The 18,752-nt window shown below is 61.1% G+C and carries 39 protein-coding genes; 32 read left to right on the top strand and 7 right to left on the bottom strand.

The window, feature by feature from the left end:
* Window position 1: 1 nt before the first annotated feature.
* The 6 genes from DACI_RS16195 to DACI_RS16170 all read right to left on the bottom strand — a co-directional run bounded on the left by DACI_RS16195 (window position 2) and on the right by DACI_RS16170 (window position 3,555).
* Window positions 2-1,372: a replicative DNA helicase gene (locus DACI_RS16195; RefSeq protein ID WP_012205058.1), complete on the bottom strand. Its 1,371-nt coding sequence runs from the start codon at window positions 1,370-1,372 to the stop codon at window positions 2-4.
* Window positions 1,369-2,118, bottom strand: a complete 750-nt coding sequence (locus DACI_RS30775) for a hypothetical protein (RefSeq protein WP_157059659.1) — start codon at window positions 2,116-2,118, stop codon at window positions 1,369-1,371. Before DACI_RS30775 ends, DACI_RS16195 begins: the two co-directional genes overlap by 4 nt.
* Before the next feature lie 43 nt (window positions 2,119-2,161).
* On the bottom strand, window positions 2,162-2,758 hold the full coding sequence (locus DACI_RS32530) for a hypothetical protein (RefSeq protein ID WP_050771845.1): 597 nt from the start codon (window positions 2,756-2,758) through the stop codon (window positions 2,162-2,164).
* Between the two features lie 98 nt (window positions 2,759-2,856).
* Window positions 2,857-3,021: a hypothetical protein gene (locus DACI_RS31995; protein ID WP_157059658.1), complete on the bottom strand. Its 165-nt coding sequence runs from the start codon at window positions 3,019-3,021 to the stop codon at window positions 2,857-2,859.
* 36 nt (window positions 3,022-3,057) lie between these two features.
* Window positions 3,058-3,282, bottom strand: coding sequence for a hypothetical protein (locus tag DACI_RS16175; RefSeq protein ID WP_157059657.1), 225 nt, complete (start codon window positions 3,280-3,282; stop codon window positions 3,058-3,060).
* 21 nt (window positions 3,283-3,303) lie between these two features.
* A complete protein-coding gene (locus DACI_RS16170) occupies window positions 3,304-3,555 on the bottom strand; it encodes a hypothetical protein (protein WP_043781695.1) in 252 nt (83 codons plus the stop codon).
* Between the two features lie 118 nt (window positions 3,556-3,673).
* Between DACI_RS16170 and DACI_RS16165 the strand changes: the two genes are divergently transcribed.
* Window positions 3,674-3,877, top strand: a complete 204-nt coding sequence (locus DACI_RS16165; RefSeq protein WP_016449460.1) for a hypothetical protein — start codon at window positions 3,674-3,676, stop codon at window positions 3,875-3,877.
* A 113-nt stretch (window positions 3,878-3,990) separates the two neighbouring features.
* On the opposite strand, the gene DACI_RS16160 is transcribed toward DACI_RS16165, so the two are convergent.
* Complete coding sequence (locus DACI_RS16160) at window positions 3,991-4,224, bottom strand: helix-turn-helix domain-containing protein (protein WP_043781694.1); 234 nt, start codon at window positions 4,222-4,224, stop codon at window positions 3,991-3,993.
* A gap of 70 nt (window positions 4,225-4,294) precedes the next feature.
* On the opposite strand from DACI_RS16160, the gene DACI_RS16155 reads away from it, so the two are divergent.
* The 31 genes from DACI_RS16155 (at window position 4,295) to DACI_RS16020 (ending at window position 18,730) form a co-directional block, all read left to right on the top strand.
* Window positions 4,295-5,005, top strand: a complete 711-nt coding sequence (locus DACI_RS16155; protein ID WP_012205055.1) for a S24 family peptidase — start codon at window positions 4,295-4,297, stop codon at window positions 5,003-5,005.
* A 32-nt stretch (window positions 5,006-5,037) separates the two neighbouring features.
* Window positions 5,038-5,625: a hypothetical protein gene (locus DACI_RS16150; RefSeq protein ID WP_012205054.1), complete on the top strand. Its 588-nt coding sequence runs from the start codon at window positions 5,038-5,040 to the stop codon at window positions 5,623-5,625.
* 20 nt (window positions 5,626-5,645) lie between these two features.
* Window positions 5,646-6,074, top strand: coding sequence for a hypothetical protein (locus DACI_RS16145; RefSeq protein ID WP_012205053.1), 429 nt, complete (start codon window positions 5,646-5,648; stop codon window positions 6,072-6,074).
* A 404-nt stretch (window positions 6,075-6,478) separates the two neighbouring features.
* A complete protein-coding gene (locus tag DACI_RS16140) occupies window positions 6,479-6,691 on the top strand; it encodes a hypothetical protein (RefSeq protein ID WP_043781693.1) in 213 nt (70 codons plus the stop codon).
* On the top strand, window positions 6,688-7,089 hold the full coding sequence (locus DACI_RS16135) for a hypothetical protein (RefSeq protein ID WP_043781691.1): 402 nt from the start codon (window positions 6,688-6,690) through the stop codon (window positions 7,087-7,089). Before DACI_RS16140 ends, DACI_RS16135 begins: the two co-directional genes overlap by 4 nt.
* Before the next feature lie 103 nt (window positions 7,090-7,192).
* Window positions 7,193-7,387 (top strand): hypothetical protein, encoded by a 195-nt coding sequence (locus DACI_RS16130; protein ID WP_043781690.1) that lies wholly within the window; start codon window positions 7,193-7,195, stop codon window positions 7,385-7,387.
* A 712-nt stretch (window positions 7,388-8,099) separates the two neighbouring features.
* Complete coding sequence (locus DACI_RS16125; RefSeq protein WP_012205052.1) at window positions 8,100-8,441, top strand: hypothetical protein; 342 nt, start codon at window positions 8,100-8,102, stop codon at window positions 8,439-8,441.
* A gap of 82 nt (window positions 8,442-8,523) precedes the next feature.
* A complete protein-coding gene (locus DACI_RS16120) occupies window positions 8,524-8,919 on the top strand; it encodes a hypothetical protein (RefSeq protein ID WP_012205051.1) in 396 nt (131 codons plus the stop codon).
* Window positions 8,920-8,962: 43 nt separating this feature from the next.
* The gene (locus DACI_RS16115; protein ID WP_012205050.1) at window positions 8,963-9,184 is read left to right on the top strand and encodes a hypothetical protein; all 222 of its coding nucleotides are present in this window, start codon (window positions 8,963-8,965) and stop codon (window positions 9,182-9,184) included.
* Between the two features lie 226 nt (window positions 9,185-9,410).
* Window positions 9,411-9,809 carry a hypothetical protein gene (locus DACI_RS16110; protein ID WP_012205049.1) on the top strand — a complete coding sequence of 133 codons (399 nt, stop codon included), beginning with the start codon at window positions 9,411-9,413 and terminating at the stop codon, window positions 9,807-9,809.
* Window positions 9,806-10,099: a hypothetical protein gene (locus DACI_RS16105; RefSeq protein ID WP_012205048.1), complete on the top strand. Its 294-nt coding sequence runs from the start codon at window positions 9,806-9,808 to the stop codon at window positions 10,097-10,099. The genes DACI_RS16110 and DACI_RS16105 overlap by 4 nt, the downstream gene beginning before the upstream one ends.
* Window positions 10,092-10,436 (top strand): hypothetical protein, encoded by a 345-nt coding sequence (locus tag DACI_RS16100; protein WP_012205047.1) that lies wholly within the window; start codon window positions 10,092-10,094, stop codon window positions 10,434-10,436. Before DACI_RS16105 ends, DACI_RS16100 begins: the two co-directional genes overlap by 8 nt.
* 7 nt (window positions 10,437-10,443) lie before the next feature.
* A complete protein-coding gene (locus tag DACI_RS16095) occupies window positions 10,444-10,758 on the top strand; it encodes a hypothetical protein (protein WP_157059656.1) in 315 nt (104 codons plus the stop codon).
* A gap of 68 nt (window positions 10,759-10,826) precedes the next feature.
* The gene (locus tag DACI_RS16090; RefSeq protein ID WP_043781687.1) at window positions 10,827-11,132 is read left to right on the top strand and encodes a hypothetical protein; all 306 of its coding nucleotides are present in this window, start codon (window positions 10,827-10,829) and stop codon (window positions 11,130-11,132) included.
* Between the two features lies 1 nt (window position 11,133).
* Window positions 11,134-11,541, top strand: coding sequence for a hypothetical protein (locus tag DACI_RS16085; protein ID WP_012205045.1), 408 nt, complete (start codon window positions 11,134-11,136; stop codon window positions 11,539-11,541).
* 8 nt (window positions 11,542-11,549) lie between these two features.
* Window positions 11,550-11,732 carry a hypothetical protein gene (locus tag DACI_RS16080; RefSeq protein ID WP_043781686.1) on the top strand — a complete coding sequence of 61 codons (183 nt, stop codon included), beginning with the start codon at window positions 11,550-11,552 and terminating at the stop codon, window positions 11,730-11,732.
* The gene (locus DACI_RS16075) at window positions 11,729-12,085 is read left to right on the top strand and encodes a hypothetical protein (RefSeq protein WP_043781682.1); all 357 of its coding nucleotides are present in this window, start codon (window positions 11,729-11,731) and stop codon (window positions 12,083-12,085) included. The genes DACI_RS16080 and DACI_RS16075 overlap by 4 nt, the downstream gene beginning before the upstream one ends.
* 99 nt (window positions 12,086-12,184) lie before the next feature.
* A complete protein-coding gene (locus DACI_RS16070; protein WP_012205043.1) occupies window positions 12,185-12,934 on the top strand; it encodes an ERF family protein in 750 nt (249 codons plus the stop codon).
* A gap of 2 nt (window positions 12,935-12,936) precedes the next feature.
* Window positions 12,937-13,716, top strand: coding sequence for a hypothetical protein (locus DACI_RS16065; protein WP_012205042.1), 780 nt, complete (start codon window positions 12,937-12,939; stop codon window positions 13,714-13,716).
* 26 nt (window positions 13,717-13,742) lie between these two features.
* A complete protein-coding gene (locus DACI_RS16060) occupies window positions 13,743-14,075 on the top strand; it encodes a hypothetical protein (RefSeq protein ID WP_225970932.1) in 333 nt (110 codons plus the stop codon).
* On the top strand, window positions 14,072-14,269 hold the full coding sequence (locus DACI_RS16055; protein WP_016449483.1) for an NrdR family transcriptional regulator: 198 nt from the start codon (window positions 14,072-14,074) through the stop codon (window positions 14,267-14,269). The genes DACI_RS16060 and DACI_RS16055 overlap by 4 nt, the downstream gene beginning before the upstream one ends.
* Window positions 14,270-14,421: 152 nt before the next feature.
* A complete protein-coding gene (locus tag DACI_RS32525; RefSeq protein ID WP_012205040.1) occupies window positions 14,422-15,582 on the top strand; it encodes a hypothetical protein in 1,161 nt (386 codons plus the stop codon).
* Window positions 15,582-16,079 (top strand): AP2 domain-containing protein, encoded by a 498-nt coding sequence (locus tag DACI_RS30765; RefSeq protein WP_050771843.1) that lies wholly within the window; start codon window positions 15,582-15,584, stop codon window positions 16,077-16,079. Before DACI_RS32525 ends, DACI_RS30765 begins: the two co-directional genes overlap by 1 nt.
* Window positions 16,076-16,282: a hypothetical protein gene (locus tag DACI_RS32385; RefSeq protein ID WP_192812283.1), complete on the top strand. Its 207-nt coding sequence runs from the start codon at window positions 16,076-16,078 to the stop codon at window positions 16,280-16,282. The genes DACI_RS30765 and DACI_RS32385 overlap by 4 nt, the downstream gene beginning before the upstream one ends.
* Window positions 16,275-16,799: an HNH endonuclease gene (locus DACI_RS16040; protein ID WP_012205038.1), complete on the top strand. Its 525-nt coding sequence runs from the start codon at window positions 16,275-16,277 to the stop codon at window positions 16,797-16,799. The genes DACI_RS32385 and DACI_RS16040 overlap by 8 nt, the downstream gene beginning before the upstream one ends.
* Before the next feature lies 1 nt (window position 16,800).
* Window positions 16,801-17,154, top strand: a complete 354-nt coding sequence (locus tag DACI_RS16035; protein WP_012205037.1) for a hypothetical protein — start codon at window positions 16,801-16,803, stop codon at window positions 17,152-17,154.
* Window positions 17,151-17,684, top strand: a complete 534-nt coding sequence (locus tag DACI_RS16030; RefSeq protein ID WP_192812282.1) for a phage protein NinX family protein — start codon at window positions 17,151-17,153, stop codon at window positions 17,682-17,684. The genes DACI_RS16035 and DACI_RS16030 overlap by 4 nt, the downstream gene beginning before the upstream one ends.
* Window positions 17,681-18,070, top strand: a complete 390-nt coding sequence (locus DACI_RS31325) for a Lar family restriction alleviation protein (protein ID WP_012205035.1) — start codon at window positions 17,681-17,683, stop codon at window positions 18,068-18,070. The genes DACI_RS16030 and DACI_RS31325 overlap by 4 nt, the downstream gene beginning before the upstream one ends.
* Before the next feature lie 2 nt (window positions 18,071-18,072).
* A complete protein-coding gene (locus tag DACI_RS31320) occupies window positions 18,073-18,261 on the top strand; it encodes a hypothetical protein (protein ID WP_080518192.1) in 189 nt (62 codons plus the stop codon).
* The gene (locus DACI_RS32800) at window positions 18,258-18,494 is read left to right on the top strand and encodes a DUF551 domain-containing protein (protein WP_080518191.1); all 237 of its coding nucleotides are present in this window, start codon (window positions 18,258-18,260) and stop codon (window positions 18,492-18,494) included. Before DACI_RS31320 ends, DACI_RS32800 begins: the two co-directional genes overlap by 4 nt.
* Window positions 18,491-18,730, top strand: coding sequence for a hypothetical protein (locus DACI_RS16020; protein ID WP_012205034.1), 240 nt, complete (start codon window positions 18,491-18,493; stop codon window positions 18,728-18,730). The genes DACI_RS32800 and DACI_RS16020 overlap by 4 nt, the downstream gene beginning before the upstream one ends.
* Window positions 18,731-18,752: the final 22 nt, after the last annotated feature.

Raw genomic sequence — 18,752 nt, 5'->3', positions numbered from 1 at the left:
TTCACCATTCCTTCGAGTAGCGGGGCTTCGATTCGGTATCGGCCTTGGCCGGAGCGGAGAGGGAGGCAGTGGATTCGGTCCAGCGCTGGTACTGGCCCTCGAAGTGCAGCGCGACTTCGCCCTTGGAGCCGCCACGGTTCTTCAGCAGAGCGGCGCCCTTGATGGACGGCTGTCCATCGACGCCCTTGACGTGGTCCCACAGCGTCAGCACCACGTCTGCGTCTTCCTCGATGGCGCCGCATTCCTTGAGGTCCGACATCTGCGGGCGCGGGTTCGTCCGCTTCTCAACGTCGCGGTTGAGCTGGGACAGCAGGATCACGGTGATGCCCAGCTGCTTGGCGGCGCGCTTCAGGCCCCGGGTGATCTCTTCCAACTGAAAGCGGCGGTCCTTCTTCTGGTCGGTGCCCAGCATCAGCTGCAGGTAGTCCACCACCAGCGTCTTGATGCCGTACTTGCGCACCAGGAACCGGGCCTTGGAGACCACTTCGTGCAGCGTGAGGCCGGGAACGTCGTAGAGGTAGAGTGGCAGGTTGCGGATGGACTCCAGCGCCTCGGTGATGCGCGTCCACTCGTCGTCGGACAGCTTGCCGGTGACGATCCCGTCCAGGGGCACGCGGCCCTTGTTGGCCACCGTGCGGTCCACCACCTCGTAGTTCTCCATCTCCATGCCCAAGAACGCGGCCGGATAGCCCTCAGAGGCGTGGAAGCAGGCGATCTGCTGGGCCAGGCTGGACTTGCCCACGGACGGGCGTGCGGCGATCACCACCAGCTTTCCATCGCCCAGGCCGTTGGGCATCATCCGATCCAGGTACGGGATGCCGGTGGGCCGGCCGGCCTTGGATTCGCCGTCGGCGCGGCTTACCAGGCGGTCGATGAACTCGGCGGCGAACGCGGACACCGGCAGCGGGTCACCGCCAATGCGGTCAGCCAGCACGCTCTCCAGCGCAGCGACTGACTGACCCACGCGCTGCTCGATGGCCAGCGTCTCATCGGACACGAAGCCCGACACCTGGAAGGCTGCAGTGCGCAGCGCGCGCTGCTTGGCGTAGTTGGCAATGATCTCGGCATGACCGGGGACCGCGCGCACTGTGGAGTAACTCTGCGCAATGCCGTTGACCTCGACCAGATCCACCCCATGGCCGCGCAGGTGCTCCATCACAGCCACCGGGTCCACGAACTTGCCAGCCAGGATCAGCTTCTGGGCGGCTTCCCACACCAGGCGATGCAACGGCACGCAGAAAGACTCGGCGGTGATGATGCCGGCGGCTGCGTCGTATGCCTCGGCGCCGTTGCACAGGATCGCTCCCAGCACCGCGCACTCGGCCTCGTTCGAGAACAGCAACTCGTACTCAGGCAGGTCGATAGCGTTCATGCTGCCTCCTGCTGGTCTTCGTTGGCAGCGTCCGCCACGCGCTTGGCCTGCAGGCCTTCGGTGGTCCACTGCGCAGGCCCGTTGGCCTGGATGAACCAGAGCCTGTACCAGCGGTCCTTCACCGAGTTGGCGAACGTCGCCGGCCAGTCCTTCTGGCGCTTGTCCTTGCGCGTGCCAGTCGTGTGCTCCTCACGGAACCGCATCCAGGCCAGCTGCTGCATCTCGTCGCAGATCCCAGCCTTGGCCATGAACGTGCGGATCGCATGGTCATCAGGCACCGGCTTCACGCCCTGCTCCTCGCACTCGGCCAGGTAGGTCTTCAGGGTCTTCAGTCCGGCAGAGGGGCGAGACGGCTTGGCCGTCGTGGCGGGCTTGTCCGCCGGTTTCAAGGAATCAGAAGAGAGGGAATCAGGAATCAGAGAATCAGCAGGATTTCCACCGGCCTTGTCTCCGTCCTTAACCGTTACGGCACCTTCTATGCCAGGAATCTCCGAGGCCTTCTCGGTGTGGTGCGGGTTTTGGTGCTTGCTCCAGTTGGCTATTTGCACGTAGCGCGAACCGTCAACCTCGTAGCGCACAACGAACTTTGCCTCGTGCAGCTCCTGGAGCATGGCGTCAACATCGACGTTGTCAGCCGGAAAGACTCCGATCTTGATCTTCTTCGGACGGTCCTCAAGGCGGCCTTCGCGGTCGGCCAGAGTCCACAGGCCAGCGAACAGCAGACGCGTGCCGAAGTTGAGTTCCACGAGGTCTTCGTTCGTGAAGAAGCCGGGTTTGATGTTTCGAGACCTAGCCATGGCTCACCTCGAACTTGTTGGACTTCTTCAGGTTGCCGACCGCAGGAATCACCTGCAGGTTCGCAGCGACGTGCAAGCCACACACCAACGCGCCAGCGAGGGGCACGATGTGGTCAACGTGATGCTCTTGTCCGGTCGCTTGCGTTGCCAGGCGCGCGGCCTCGTAGACGGCCTTGATCTCGCCGGCATGAGCCCATGCCGGCATGGCCTTGCGACGGCGCGCACGGCGGGCGGCGGCCTCTGCATTGACTTGAGCAGGGGTCTTCTCGTCGTACCACTGTTGACGGTTGACGATCAGAATCGAGCCGGAAGGCTCCCGAACGATGAAGCCGCTGGCCTGCAGCCAGGACAGCATCTCATCGACATTGATTCCGTCTCGATACGGAAAAACTTCGGCCTTGATCCGAAGTGGACGGTCCTCCAACCGACCTTCTCGGTCAGCGAGAACCCACAGCCCCTCGAACAGGAGCGTGTAGATGGGGTCGGCGACGCCAAGAATCTCGTTCTTGAACAGGCCGGGTTTGATATTCCTTGCGCGAGCCATGTAATCCTCTTGTGCGCTGGCCCGGTGGGGCCATAAAATGCGCATGTGTTTTCCAGATTCGTCTGAATCCCGGTTGCACCCGAGACCAGACTCCTAGAACGCCTGCTAGCTCTCCAGCTGCAGGCGTTTTTGCTTTTGCCCTTTCATATCGATGCCAGGCGATTTGCCCGGCGGCGGTCGTTGTCAATGCGGCTCTTTGCGCTGCTGACCACACGGATGTGATTGATGGCGCTCGGAGTGACGGGCTTGTACGGCTTGGCGCCGGCCATCACGGAGCGAGTGGGGATGTGGAATGCGGTGGGCTTCATGGGATTGCTGCTTTGCAGTAACTGGAAAGTGCCGGCCTAGTGAGCGCGGCGGAAACCCAGCAGTCGCCCAATAGGGCCCTGCGCGGGCTTTTTCTCATCGCGTTCAGCCAGCAAGAGCAGGTGCTTCAGCGCGAAGTCCTCGAAGGAGAGCCCCGCGCGATCTGCTAGCTTTTGGAGAGCGCGCACCTGTTCAGGCGACGCGCTGCCGAAGTCGATTTGCATCGGCGGTTCGGTCATGGGGGTGGCTTCTTTTTTGGTCATGTGGCGGGTCCGAAGAAGCCATCACGCGGCCAGGAGAGCGCCGAAGGCGTTCCTGTCAAGGCCGTGGCGCTGCGTAGCATTTGTCCGATGCGAACGCTCTTCTTCACGAATCTCGTCGTCGGCCAGGCGCAGCAAGGCGTCCAGCAACGTCGGGGCAACCGCTCCCCCGTTGGACCGGCGCTCGGCCCAAGCGATCAGCTTCTCCCGCTCCTCTTTGCTGGCACGCAGCATGCAGAGGGGTTCACGGATGAGGTCACGGTTGCGGTATGTCATGGTTGGTATGCCCTCCAGGCAGTTCTTGTTGGGTTGAATTCAGGAAAAGGTGCCCGCCACTCGCTGGGCTATGCTGGTGGCTTCCAAACCGTTACCAACATCGCCAAGGAGGGCGGACATGAAAGAGGAATTGATCGCACCAGCCGCTGTCATCACAGCCGAGGTGCTGAGGCAGACGCAGCCCATATACGGAGAAATCACGGAGGAGGTCATCGCGTCAGCCTTTGCTCAGGCGTATCGCGGCCTTCTGGCAGGCGTGGCGGAGGTGAAGAAGGACGACCCTCCTCCTGCTTCAGCTTCAACGATGCAATTTCGGCTGTGAACTCGCGCTGGAGGAGCGGCAGAGCTGCTGCGGCCTCGCGGGCTACCTCTTCCAACGTGTCGTACCTGGCCATCGCATGGCTCAGCCAAGCCATCTTCAAAAGAGCAAGGTCATCACGAAGCATGGGCCTGCTCCTTGGGCTGGGCGGGGATGGCGGACTTCTGGGGCTTGCGGCGCACCGAGGCCCGGTGCAGCTTGGCGAGGCGCAGAGCCACATCCGCAGCAGCGGGGATGTCGCCTGCTTCCCAGCGAGATATCAGGGACTGCGAAGCGTCAACGCAGGCAGCGATTTGCGCCTGCGACTGCTGCTCACGCAGGTCTTTGATGAAGCTTTGGATTTGACTCATGCAGTTATTATGCACATCTGCATGATGTCCGCAAGTCACTTGTGCATGATCACTATGGACAATCCGCTGCATGACACCCGGTGAACTTCTTCAAGCCTTGATTGCCAAGCGAGGCATCCCCTCGCCCAATGCCCTTGCAGACCAGATCGCGCTGGAGTCTGGCGGCGAGGCCTCCGCTGGAAGCCTGCAGTCAGCCATGAGCCGCCTTCAGTCTGGAAAGACGCCAAGAACAGCAACAATGAAGCCCATAGCCGAGTTTTTCGGCCTGGACGCATCGGTGTTTCAGACTCCTGAAGCCGCTACAGCTGCGGCTGAGCGCCTAGGACTCATCCGAGACGAAGCTGACGCACCCGCCTTCGCGGGCTATCCAAAACATCAGAAAAGCAAGATACCCGTGGTAGGAACAGCCAAGATGGGGGACGACGGCTTCTACGAGGAATTCAGCGCGATTCCTGGGGCTGGCGATGGTTACGTAGAGCACTACAGCGACGACAAAAGTGCCTACTGCCTGCGCGTGAAGGGAATGAGCATGTTTCCGGCTATACGCGACGGCTGGTACGTCATCGTTGAGCCGAACTCGAATCCGTCAGAGGGCGAGTACGTGTTGATAAAAAAGTCAGATGGCAGGAGGATGGTCAAGGAGTTTTTGTTCCGACGCTCTGGCTCCATCGAACTCATGAGCGTTAATGGCGGAGCACGATTGACACTAGAGATGCATGAGATACAGGACATTCAGCCGATCTGCGCCGTGATCCCGCCCAGCAAGTGGCGCCCGGCATAAGAAATGCTCAGCGTTGATGTATAGGAAGCGCAATGAAGAAGGTTCTGACTGCCGCTGTACTAGCAGTGTGTTCTTTGGCCGCTCAGGCGGACGATTTCAGTTACAAGGGCGTGAAGCTCGGCGAAACGATGGAGCAGTTTCAGGCCGCTCTTCCGCTCTACGAATGCAAGGGTGACGCTTGCACCTACACCCGGGATTCATGCGCGCCAAACTCCATGGGCGGCACAACTGATGCATTCGTTCAGAGGCTGGCCGAATGCAGGGAAGGCACATCTTTCGGCGGCGGCCTGGTGACATATGGGCGAGCCAAGTTCATCGATGGGAAGTTCGCCAGCCTCTACCTGATCTTCCCGATGGCGCATGCGCGTGTCGTTGGCGATGCCCTTGAGGAGAAGTACGGCAAGCCAACAACTGTAGACACCAAGCCGGTGAAGAACCGCGCCGGCGCGGAGTTCGACAACTGGGTCAAGACCTGGACGAAGGGTGACGCTGACCTAGTTGCAAGGCTGCGGGCCTCCCAGATTGACGAGGGCTCCGTCTCCATCCGTAGCGCGGCAGCGAAGGCCGAGGAGCAGGCGCGCCAGCAACAGCAAACCAAGGCCGGCGCCAAGGATTTCTGAGCTAAGTAAAGGAGCGAGGGATGACGAAGGCATGGATTGTGTCGGGGGCTGTTGCTGTGGCCGCCCTGGTGCTGGTGGCCGCGAACTATCACATCGTGACCGGCTCGACTGTGAGCGGTGTGACCTTCCAGAAGAAGATGTCCATGAGCCTGTCCGAGACCTTCGTGAACCTCGACTCCGTGGGCAACATGCCGATGATCGTGGCCAGGGCCCAGTACCCGATGTTCGTTGCCTCGATGGAGCGCGCAATAACCGCCACAGAGGACGCCTTGGTCAAGGCCTGCGGCAAGGACATCCAGGTGGGCATGAGCAAGGGCGTCGTACTTCACCGATGCGGCCAGCCGGCGAACGTCGAGACGGAAGACTTTGACGTGGAAAAAATGCGCTGGCGCACTGGACTCTTGGTCCATGTGCAGCACGGCCTGGTCACCTACGTCTCTGGCCGCTGAGCGCAAGGCCGACGCCGCGAGGTTGTAGGGCTGGCCGCTCAGGGTCATGACCATGCTGCCCAGACCGACCAGGTTCACGACATTCGCTACCGAACTTCCAAGCGAAAGCAGCATCGAACAAGCATCGAAGGACGATGCGAACACCCCACAACTGGCACCGTGTGAGCGTCGAACCTACAGAGGAACACCCGGAAGTTCGCATCGAAACACTAGATATAGGCGAAGAAGGGTGTTAAGCTGCCCTAACCGACGAAATTTCAGAACAAAGAATGTCATGAATTTTCGTGCTAAAATTTAGGGCTTTGCCAATTTTTACCTAGCGACACTAGGCACTACATGCAACGTGTAGTCGTACGTTGAAGCACTGGACTTGTGCTTCAGGTGGCGCTTACGTGAGGTGGCCTATGGATGACATCATCACTATGATCATAGAGAAGACGAGGAACGCTACCCCAGACGCGCCAGATGGCCGCGCCTCTGGCGACCTGTTGCCTGGCGACTTCGATCAAAGTCGCATGAAGAAGGCCTTGTCCAGTCCGCGTTTCACCGTCCCGCCAGGTCTTAGCCCGCTGGAGATCGTTGCGTTCATGAAAGCAGCCGCAAAAACTGGCGCATGAGCAACTACATCGTTCATTTCAATCTTCAGTTCGCGCAAGAGCTGACGAGAGTGCGGGAGGACCAGCAGTTGGCTGTTGGCGAATTCGTTAGCACTTTCCAAAGCTGCGGGCTGCAAGATCCAACAAAGTACCCGGGCAGAATCTCCCCCTCTTGGCTTAATGCCGGCGCGCAGAATTTTGATTTTGCTAAGCGCCATGACCTGTGGCATTACCACTTGGGCCTCCCCGAGTACCGAAGAGGCAGGTCTGTTGGCGGCACATCCGACTGGCTACTGCACTTTCAGTGGAGAAACAGCGGGGACGAGATAACCCTTCTGGACATGTACCAACATTACACGACTCGCGGTGATTTTTACTTGCCGCCAGCTTCGCGCATAGGCGCCCTAGAGAACGAATAGAGCCCGCCCCGAGCGGGCTTTTTCATGCCCGGCTGCCCACAGGCAGGCAGTCGTGACAGCAAGATGGTGGTGCCGCGCTGTTGCGGCGCAACTGGAGCATTGAATGCCCTACACGACCCTGCAAGACATCGAGACCTTGGCGGATGCACTGACAAACGCCCGCGCCGTCTCGAAAACGCATCTAGGCCAAGATGATGTCGAGATGCTCGAGCTGCGCGTCCAACAGTCGATTGATGAGCTGGTTGCGGGCGGCGCCACGGCCGACGATCAGCGCCTGGTCAGGTTGCGATCTCTGTAGCCGCCCAACCCTGGCGCCATCGGCCAACCGAGCCGCCCCACCCCAACACAAGCCCCGCACGACGGGGCTTTTTTGCGCCCGGGGCGCAGAGCAGTCAGGCGCTTCGAAGTGAGTCATGCAAAGGCGACTGCTTTTTTTGTCTTGACTCATGCAATAGTGATTGACATCTTCATGCACAACTGCATAATTGACCCCAGACGCAGCAACAAAGCCCCAAGGCAGCAGTTGCGGCGGCGGGTGTCACGGGATCGGCCGGGCGCTGACTGGTCTTTAACAACAGAGGGCTACAGAGAGATGCGGACGCACCAAAGGTAACGGGGGTGCACCACAGTCGAAACGCGAGGGTTGATGACCTCGGGAGGGCAATCAGTCCATGCCCAAGACGGCGCGAAAGCGCGGGAGCATGCCTTGCGAGGCACGTCAGACAGTGTCATAGCCGGGAATTGCCGTCCGGCCCGCATCTCTCTGTAGCCCTCAAGGAAGGATGAACAGGCCGCAAGGCCCTGCCCCTGTGATCTGTCGGCAGAAGCAAAAGACAGGTGGCGCGAGAACCAACACTCGCGAGCCGGGCCCAGCTGGGGCTAGATCAAAAACGCATGCTGGAGCCGGGAGACCGGGAGATGCCAGCCGTCCACCCTGTACGTAAACAGGGGAAAGACCAAAGCGCATTCGCCGAGTGCGCTTCGTTTTTTCAACCACCACGGAGTGACTCATGAGCACACAGACACGCGAGACCTTGAAGGCTGAAATCAACGCCGCCAAGAAAGCCCTGGAGGCTGCACAGCAGGCCTACGACGAGTTCGACCAAGCAGCCGAGAACAACGTCTTCCCCTCTTTGGAAGATGCCGAGGCTCTGCAGGATGTCCTGGCGAACCGCGCGTTCGATGACTGCCAAGGCGCCTACAACTGTGGAAGTGATGTCTATGAGCAGGAGTTCATGGTTGGCGATGTGGTCTACGTTGCCACACTGAAGTGCGAATACAACCGCCACGACAAGACCTACTACTACCTGGATGGCCAGGAGTTCAGCATCGCCCCGAAGGCGTCCGCCTGACCGCCCGCCCCTGGCGCACAGGGGCAGAACCAAAGGCGCCATGACCCGTTGCGGCGCCTTCGGTTTTTCAACAGGAGCAGATATGACGCCAGAACAGAAGTTGAAGCACGCAATCCTGCTGCTTGCCGCCAAGTGGAAAGACATCACCCTAGCCGCTGATGCAGAGATCACCGCCGAGAACGTAGATGCCCTCTACGAAGAACACGACGAGGGCGGGATGCTGCAAGACGCGCGCAGCGAGCTCCGCAGCACCGGCGAGGAAACCGGCCTCAGCGCACCTGGATCGCGCAACTACGAGACCGAAGCGGTCGCCAAGCAGATGCCAGACGGCTCCTGGGTCGGCTGGACGCACTACTACGGCGGCGGCAAGCACAGCGAGCCCGACGCAATCCCGTGGATGGAGGACGCCTACGACCTGACCTGCACAGAAGAGCAAATAACGGTGACGAAGCGGACGTTCGCAAGAGTCCCAGCCTGACCCCTCCCCCGGCTCGTAGCCGGGGCACACAAGGAGATGAGAGATGAAGTCCATAAACGCGCAGGTTGCCGACCTGCTGCGCCCTTTCCTGAAGGAAGGCGACAAGGTGATATGGCGCGATGCGTTCCGTTGGCATGACGACAACGGGCCTCTGCCAAATCACTTCGAGGGGGCTTCACTGGCCAGTCTGGCTGATGAATTCGGCTACGACATTGACTGGAGCATGAACATGAGGCACGCGGCCATCGTGCGCAAGCGGCCCTGATCCCCCGCCCTGGCAAGCCCAGGGCCCATCACATCTGCAACTGGGTCCCTCGGGATAGTGCTGCAGCTCTGCCGGTTGCAGTTGTGATGGTTTTCCAGCCGCGCGCGCCCAGGAATCGGGGATTGATCGCACGGAACGTGGCGCGCACCACGCGGCTCTTTACACCCAGGCTCTGCAATGCAGGGCCTTTTTCGTTTCTGGCCTGCGGGCCGCAAGGAGGCTTCTCATGGGTCTTTCTTTTGTGAATATCCACGGCCAGCAAATCAGCGAACTGCAGCTCGGCGCCATGAAGGCGGAGGGCCTGGAGATCGAGCGCAAGCGGCGTGCGGCGAACAAGGCGGATCAGGTGTCTGTGCACAAGGGCTGGCGCGTCACCGGCGTTGCCCCTGGCCTGCTGGATGATGCGCGCGCAGCTCGCGAGCGACTGCAGGCTATGGCGCGCAAGGCTGGCGGCAAGCCGATTGAGGACTTTGACCAAGTGGCGTGGCAGCGCAATGCCAAGCGATCTGCAGTGCGGAGCAAGCCATGCGGCCTGGAGTCGGCGGCAAAGCAGTGTGCTGAGCTGGCGAGCAAGGCTGGATGGCTCGACGTGCAGATACAAGAGATCAAAAAGGTGGTTGCATGAACGCATGTATCCCATGCCTCGCCAGCCGAGACGCTGATGCTCTGGCCCACCAGCAGGGCGAGTACGACGCAGAGGACTCGTTCCTCGACGCATACGTGCAGATCCACTACGGGCCTGATTACGCACCTGAGTTCGTGATCGAGGCAATGAAGGAGATCCCGTTCGATCTCGCGAAGGTCATCGCTGAACTGAAGGACTACAAGGCCCAGGGCGAAGCCATTGAGAACTGGCTGAGCAAGTACGCATACCAGTGCGCCCGCCGCGACATGCAGGAGGCCCGCAATGCTTGACGCAGCAAAGGCAGCAGCGCATCCCGCAATTGCTGAGGCGTTGATCCTGCTTCAGCAGGAGCGCATCAGAGACCTAGAAATGCAACTTGCCACTGCACTTTCCAACGTTGATGCGGAAATAGTCAAAAAAGCCGCGCGCTACGACTACATCAAGCAGTTCGGCACATCTGGCGAAACCGAAGCTCTGACGCATCCCAGGCAGGTCGTCTATGCATCCATCGGCTTCCATGGACACGAGTTGGGGGCAGCCATTGACGCACGCATCGCAGAAAAGAACGGGCGAGCCGCGCTCGCCCAACAACCCCAGGCGCTGGAGTTCAGCGCCGATGCCATTTGAGGACAACATGAAGCAAACAAAGAAACACGCATCCCCCGGAAGCTTGGCGCGCGAGTACCGCGCCTCTATGCCGGCCGATGTGCTGCACCTGTGGGCTGCTGATGCTGTCTCTGCTCTCCGCCTCCAGGACGCGAAGATCATGGCCCTCCAATGCGCCCTGGAGGATGCCGGGTGCGCAATCAACAGCATGAAGGCCGAGGCAGAAAACGGGGCTCAAGGCGATGAGCAAATGATGCTCGAAGCGTGTGAGCAGATTTCGAATGAAGGCTTACAGGCGTCAATGGAGATTGCCGCCGCGCTAGCCCCACAGGAGTCCCCATGACCCCGCCCATCCAACTCCCCACAGAACCCGCCCCTCCCGGCGGGTTTCGCTTTTCAGGAGCCACAGCAATGCAACGAGTGACCCCTACCGAGCCCTTCAACCCCGACCCCGACGCCCGCTACCTGCGCGAGTGCTCGACCCCTGGACCGGTCCATGAGCCGGAAGCCGATGGCGTGCCCGGGGGCTGGCTGCTGATGGTGCTGTCCGCCCTGCTCCTGCTGGCCCTCACAGGATGCAGCCAGGCTGGCGCACAGGAGCAGCCCACGGATACAGCGCAGGAACTCAAGCGCGCGGCTGCAGGCAAGTGGCTGTGCCCTGGGATGCACGCCGAATGGATCAGCAATACAGAGGTCCAGTGCCTCAAGGAGAGATGAGATGAAGGAAGAGCACCCGCACGCACAGGTACTGCGCTGGATCGCAGATGGCGAAACGGTTGAGGCCAGGAGCCGTGGGCATCAGGGCGATTTGGGCGATTGGGAGCCATTCCCGGATGCCTTTGACCAGTATGTCATTGCACAACTGGTGCGTGGATACGAAGGCCGGCTTGAATTCCGCATCAAGCCTAAGACCATCACGGTAGGAGACCGCGAGATCGAGGCGCCCATCAAGTCCGGCCCGGGGTTCTACATCACGAATTACGGCGATGTTTTCCGTTGGTTCGAGGACGCAAATCTCAACCCTCCTATTGACCTGCAAAAGCTTGGACGCGTCTATGCAACCGAGAAGGCCGCGCGCGCAGCACAGGAAGCAATCACAGCACTGCTGACTAGGGAGCCATCATGAGCTCAGACATGCCCACATACGCAGAGCTGCAGGCAGAGATCGCCCAGCTGCGCGGAGAGATGCTCTGGTACTTGCCACTCATCAACAAGGCCGAGCAGTACCACCACACCTGGGCCTTTCTCACGGAAGGCACGGGCATCGCCACCGCGAACGGCTACCGGGCCGCGCTGGGGCAGAAGGAGAAGCCATGAGCAACGAGGAACTGACAGAACTGGCGGCCAAGGCTGCTGGGATTCGCTTGGCTTCGCACCCCTGGACACACCGTGGGCCTGTTGGATCTGCGCTTACGGATAACGGCGAGTTCTGGAACCCAAGGGACGACGACGGCGACGCCCTACGTCTGGCCGCGGCGCTTGCTGGGCTGAGCCCAGGGGCATCGTTCACCTTGTCTATCAGCAAGATGCATGACAGCCGTGGATTTGCAAGCGCTGGCTTCTTTTCTCGCGACAACCCAACACAGCAAGTTGTTGATCCCGACCTGAGGGCGGCAACTCGCGGGGCAATTTTCCTGGCCGCCGCCGAGATCGGGAAGGCCATGCCATGAAGCACCTCTTCTACGCATTCCTGTGGTCCGGCATCAGTGCGCTGACGCTGGCCGTGGCCGCTTTCAACTCAGGCGCCTTCTAGCGCAACCGAGATCACCATGAACACAGCAACCGAAGAAATGACGCTCATCGACGTTCCGGTGCAGCAACAGGCCGTGCCCGCAGTCCAGCAAGGCGGCGCGCTGGCTCCAAATTCCCCGGCCGCAATGATGATGGCAGCAATGAGCCAGGGCGCCAGCCTGGAGCAGGTCGAGAAGATGATGGACCTTCAGGACCGCTGGGAGAAGAAAGAGGCTGAGAAGGCCTACAACGCGGCATTCGCGGCATTCAAGTCCGAGGCGGTGCGCATCGTCCAGGGCCGCACAGTGACGGATGGCCCGCTCAAGGGCCGCGCCTACGCCGAACTGCATGACGTGGTGAAGGCTGTCACTCCAGCCCTGTCGCGCCATGGCCTTAGCGCATCCTGGAGGCTTTCCAAGGACGAGCCCCAGTGGATCGAGATCACATGCGTTCTCAAACACATCGGTGGGCACTCCGAGTCCGTCAGCATGGGTGGCGCGCCCGACACAGGCGGCGCCAAGAACCAACTCCAGGCGCGCGCCAGTACCAAGTCCTACTTGGAGCGCTACACGTTGAAGGCCATCTGTGGCGTTGCCGAGGGTGGCGATGACGACGACGGCGATGGCGGTGGCACTTCGGATCTGGTGAGCGGCTGGGTGGACTATGCGCTGGCCCGAAAGGGCACGCCCGAATTCGACGCGGCTTGCAAGAAGGCGCGCGCGGAGTTCGACAAATCTCGAGACGTCGCCAGCCTGAAGGCCTTCAACGCAGCAGTTGCAAAGGGCTGACCATGCGCGAAGTCCTCTTCCGGTGCTCCAGCATCGGCAAGCTGATGGGCGCGCCGGTCAGCATCGATCCAGCCCTGGTTACGCCCGATGTGCAGAAGATCCTGGACAGCAAGAAGCGGACGGACGAAGAGAAGGCACGTATCGAGGGGCTGAAGTTGCGCACGCTCAGCGAGGGAGCCAAGACATACGTGCGTGAGCTTGTCCGCCAGGAGATATGGGGCGTGGACTTCGAGAGCAGCAGCAAGTACACGGAGAAGGGTCTTGCAGTCGAGGGGCAGGCCCTGGAACTGATCAACCGGGTACGCGGCCTGAGCCTCACGAAGAACACCGAACGCCGATCCGACGACCTGCTGACCGGTGAGGCCGACACCATCGACCTGTTGAATCAAGAGGGATGGGACGTGAAGAGCTCCTGGAGCTTGCAGACCTTCCCGGCATTCCTGCAGGACTGCGCGGACTCGCTCTACGCATACCAGATGCGAGGCTACATGCGGCTATGGGGCGTGGATCGCTGGCACGTCGGCTACGCAATGGTTGACACGCCAGACGAGCTACTGGGCCGCTACGAGCCCCTGCCTCTGCACATCGTCAGCCACATCCCAGAGCACATGCGGCTCACGGTCTGGACCATCGAGCGCGATATGGAGATCGAGCGACAAATGGTCATCAAGCTCCAGGCCGCGCGCACTTACTACCAGCAGTGCATCGAGGAGTTCAGCGCACTACACCCAGACCCCAAGGAGGAAGCATGCCAGTCCCACCTGTCGTGCGCGATGCAATAACCCAGGCCCTGCGCGAGTTTGGACCCATGAGCGCGGTGGAGATCGCCGAAGCCACCGGCCTGCCGCGCGGGAAGGTGAATGCGTCTCTCACGAACGCCAGGGCCAACCACCCGGGCAAGTTCTTCCGCATCAGCCGATGGCAGTTGCAGGTCGGGCGCAAAGGCCGCGAGACACCGATCTACGCGGCGGCGCCCGGAAAGGATGCAGAACGGCCAGCATTCGATGAGGCGCACCGCAAGGCCGCGAACCAGCGCAACTACCGCGCCAACCGCGCCCGCTGGGCCGCGCGTCGGAAGCGTCGTGCTGGCGTGGCGACGTCTCCATGGGCTGGGCTGATTCCAATGGAGACCAGGTCATGAGCAACAAGCCCAAGTGCGTCGAATGCGGTGCTGACACCCAGGTCACGGAAACGCGGCCTGGCGACGGCGCCGCGATCATGCAACGCAGAACCCGCAAGTGCAAATGCTGCGGGGCTCTGTTCAACACGATCGAGATCTACGCGCCCGATCAAAGCATCCCAAGGAAAGACCGCAGGCCACACGCCAGAGCCTGACACTCCCCTCCCCCGAAGCCCTCCCGGTATGCCGCGAGGGCTTTTCTGTTTCTTCATCCCGTGAATTCCAACTCTTCCCAGTGCCCGCTGCTGCAGCGCGCAGGCCACGTCATCAACACCACCAAAGCGCTATGGCGCGTAGAGGAAGCCTCATGACAGCAACCAAGATCCAGCCCGGCGACGACCTGCACCTGACGTCGCTGATGTCGCCCCACTCCCTGAACTTCGTGACGGGCGCAGATCGCGCAGCACTGCTGGCCTACGGCCGAGACGTGTTTGCCGCGGCGCGCAACTCGAAGTGCCTGGCCCAGATCGAGGAGCCGGCAGCTCCTGCCGCTGTGGCGCCCCGGGGCGAATACCCGCATGAGCAAATGGATGCCATGGCGCTCGATCGCTACAAAGTTGTGCCCTCTAACGCCAGCATGCTTTGGAGCCACGCGGTCGTAGCCGGAGACGGCACGCAGCAGCTCTATGTCGGCCGCGAGGTCGAATGCCAAAACATGGCGCGCAAGTTTGCAGGGGCATTCCTTGATGGCGCCTTTGCATTCCACTCGACAGCTGCCGCTCCCACCGCCCCGGCCGCGCCCGCCCTGGAAGCGCCTGCAGCCCCGGCCTGCAATCTGTTCGACTGCGAAGTGCGGCCCCACCCACTGCGGTATCCGCTGGCTGCGTATCACCACGCCCCTGGCAACGGCCCCCTGCATGCCACATGGCAGGACAAGCCTCACCGCATCGTTTATGACCTTGTTGCGGCGGTCCGGCACTACGCCGCGCTTGCAGCATCGCCCCAGGCACCTGCTGCGCCCATCCTGGGTGATGCCGAGCGCCTTGCCGCAGCGCGTCAGGACAAGTCCCTGGCGGACTACTGGCGCAACCGTGTGGCCGGCCTGGCCGAGGAATTCACCACGGCAGAGGCCGCCCTGTATCTCGCGGATCGAATCGTGGCGGACCTCTACGACTTGCCGCAGGCTGGCGTGGCGCGGCCGGCAGCACCTGCTGCGCCTGCAGTAGATGCCGACCCGCTGGGCCTGCGTGATTTGGGCGAAGCGCTGATGGAGACCATCGAGCGCAATGCTGACGCTCTCAAGGCGGTCGGCTGGCTCGGCCCGATGGACTGCCCCAGCGAAATCGTGGTGGACCTGCTCAACCTACTGGACGAGGCCAATACCACGTCTGCCCTGGGCGAATGGGTGGCCACGCTCGAAGTGGACAGCGGGGGAGGCCTCGACTACGAGACTGTGCCACCGTGCACGCTGCCGCCCGGCTGCTACCCGCTCTATCGCGCAGCCCAGGCCAAGGAAGGCGCCGAGTGATGGTCGAGCTCAAGACTACCTGCGGTACGCCATTCATGGTTGACGAAGACATTGCGGCGCGAGTTCGCCACCTCGCCTGGAAGCTCGATAAGGACGGCTACGTGATCCGCAAGACAACCATCAGCGGGAAGCGGGGCCGGACAGTTCGCCTGCACCGCATCGTAGCGGGCTGCAACGACAGCAGCGTGCTGATCGACCATCGGAACTGCGACAAGCTCGACAACACCCGAGCCAATCTGCGCGAGGCCACGAAGCGGAACAACAGCCACAACTCCATGAAGTCTCCTGGCTGTTCATCAGTTTTCCGTGGAGTCACATGGAACCGAAGTTCCTCAAAGTGGCAAGCCAGCATCAAGGTGGGCGGCCGATATCTCTACCTTGGCGTTTTCAAGGAAGAGCACGAGGCCGGTCATGCATACAACCGGGCGGCAGTAGTCCATCACGGCGAGTTCGCGCGCCTAAATCCGATTGGCTTCAAACTGGGAGGTGAGGTATGAATCGTCCTGAATTTGGGCCCGGCTTTCTCGCTGGATTCTTGATCGGCGCATTGATCATGACGGCCGCTGCCATCTACTTCCGCGACCAAGGCCGCGATGAATGCGACCAGAAATTGCCGCGTGATGAGAAGTGCGTGCAGATCTGGGTGCCGGGAAAAGACGCAGCCCAGGCAGCAGCCAAGGGGGATGGCGGCCATGAATGAGGAAATCGAGCGCCTCAGAACGGCTCTGGACTACGACCCTGAAACGGGTCTGCTGAGATGGACGAAGTCGATGGTTGGCAAGAAACGGCGCGGAGATATCGCTGGTAGCCGAGAGAAGGCTGGCTACAGAAAGCTGATCTGCTTTGGGAAGACGTACTTCGTCCATCGGGTTGCTTGGATGCTGCACTACGGCGAGCCGCCGCCAAAGATCATCGACCACATCAACGGCGTGCGCGATGACAACCGCATTGCGAATCTGAGGGGCTGCACCGATTCCCAGAACAACATGAACCGTAGGCCAAGACGATCCGGCTATGGGCTCAAGGGAGTCACGAACTTGCCGGATGGCCGATTCATGGCGCACGTCACCAAGGAAGGCCGCAGCTACTACGGCGGCTACTTTCATACCAGAGAGGCCGCCGCCAGGGCCTACGACTTTCTGGCCATCACCCATTTCGGCGAGTTCGCTCGGCTGAATTTCCCAGACCAGCGCCCCACTGGGCACAAGGAGAGCTGACATGCAAGAACCTATCGAAATCACCGTGCGCAACCAGATAGAGCGCGGCTGGTGGGTGGACCAGGATCAATGGTTCGCCCAGAAAATCTGGCCCCTCACCGGCGTCTGGCAGGCCGTCCGCCTCAAAAATGGCGACATCACCAGCGGTGTGGTTCTGGCCGGCTACAACGGATGGCGCGACGGCAACTACGAGCCGATCAACGTGGTGCAGTGGCTGAAGCCAGCGCGCTGGTTCACGTCGCCCGACGACATGGAAGGCAAGGTCGATGAGTACGCGGCATATCGCCACGCCGTGCTCTATGGCCGCAAATCTCCGTTGCGCGCCCAGGCGCAGCAGAAAGGACCTGCATTGTGACCATCATCAGCACCAGCGAACTCACTGGCCCCGCACTTGATTGGGCTGTGGCGCAAACAGCAGAGAAGTGCGAAGGAATTATGTTCAAGGTCATTGGCGGCATGCCTGTCGGCATTGACGCGGAAGATGGCAAAACCATCTGCATTTTCTTCAACCTGCCGCGCAGCAATTTCAAGGACCGGCTGCTGCAGCAAAGCCGCTTCGGCGCCGATGGCGCTCACGCTGTGCGCTACGAGCCAAGTCAAAACTGGGCACAGGCGGGGCCGATCATCTGCCGCGAGCAGATCGGCATCAGCCCGCCTGGATCGCGCGTCCATCGCAATGGCGGCAACAGTCCAGGCTGGGGGCCTTCCGGCATCTGGACCGCTACCACATGGCATGCAGGCGCCAATGGCCGCCGCTCCATCGCGTGGCACGAAACCGAGCCACTGACTGCGGCCATGCGCTGCTACGTGGCAAGCAAGCTGGGCGACAGCGTGGACGTGCCCGATGAACTAGCGCCGGCCGCCGAGAAAGGACAGACCCCGTGACCACAGCACCAACACCCTCCGAACTGCTTCCCTGCCCGTTCTGTGGCGCCGGCAACACCGAGATCCGCGACAACGGGAAAGTGTGGTCTGGCATGGGCTACACCGCGCCCACCAGCACATCGGTATTCCATCAATGCAGGCCAGTGGCCGGCCAGCCGTCTCGCGCCATCGAGAGAGTAGGGCGTGATCGCGCCAGCGCCATTGCTTCGTGGAACCAGCGGGCAGAGCTGGAGGCGCGCAAGCCGCTGCCGCTGAGCGATGAGCGGATCGAAGGACTGCGAGAGCAGACCTTCAGCACGAACAACCCGTTTTGCCCATGTGACAGCAAGACCATGCGTAAGGCTGTCCGCGCCGCTGAGCGCGCCCACGGCATCAAGGAGACCTGACCATGACACCTGAGCTTGAAAGAATGAAATCCATCTGTGACGAGTTCTACAGATCAGATCTTCTCCCTCCTCATTTGGTGGCGTTCCTGAGAGCGTTGCCTGACACGCTGCAGGAAATACACAACCGCCTGGATGCTCTAGAACAGAAGGCCACCGGCCCTATGCCGGGCATCACCGGAGGATCGTCATGACCTGGCAACCAATTGAGACTGCACCCCAGGAGGGCGAACAGTGCTGGGTGCATGTTCGCCATTCGGATGGTGGAAGCACGCAAGCATATGCAATTTGGGCGGATGGAGACTGGTTTATGGACGTCCTCGAATCTGGCGACCTCTACTCACGATCGAGGGCAATCAAAGATGGCATGCAGGCTGCGGCAGTAACTCACTGGATGCCACTGCCCCAACCACCGGAGGACGCATGACCCACGCCGAGATCATCGCTGCCTGGAACGCACAGGCTGACCACATGAACCAATGGCCTGTACTGAGCGAGCAGGAGAAGGTCGAGTGGGCGTGGAACTGCGCGCTTGAGAAGGCCGCCAAGGTCTGCGACGACCAGGACGTGCCGCGCGAGTTCTTCCGCGACCAGTCCTGGCCATACGAGAAAGCCTGCAACGACCTGGCAGACGCCATCCGAGCCATGAAGGACAAGCCATGAGCAAGCGCGACAGGTGGCAAGA

This window comes from Delftia acidovorans SPH-1 (assembly GCF_000018665.1).
Taxonomy (GTDB): Bacteria; Pseudomonadota; Gammaproteobacteria; order Burkholderiales; family Burkholderiaceae_C; genus Comamonas; species Comamonas acidovorans.
Note: the sequence above shows the minus strand (reverse complement) of the source record. Positions and strands in the feature narration are given on the sequence as shown.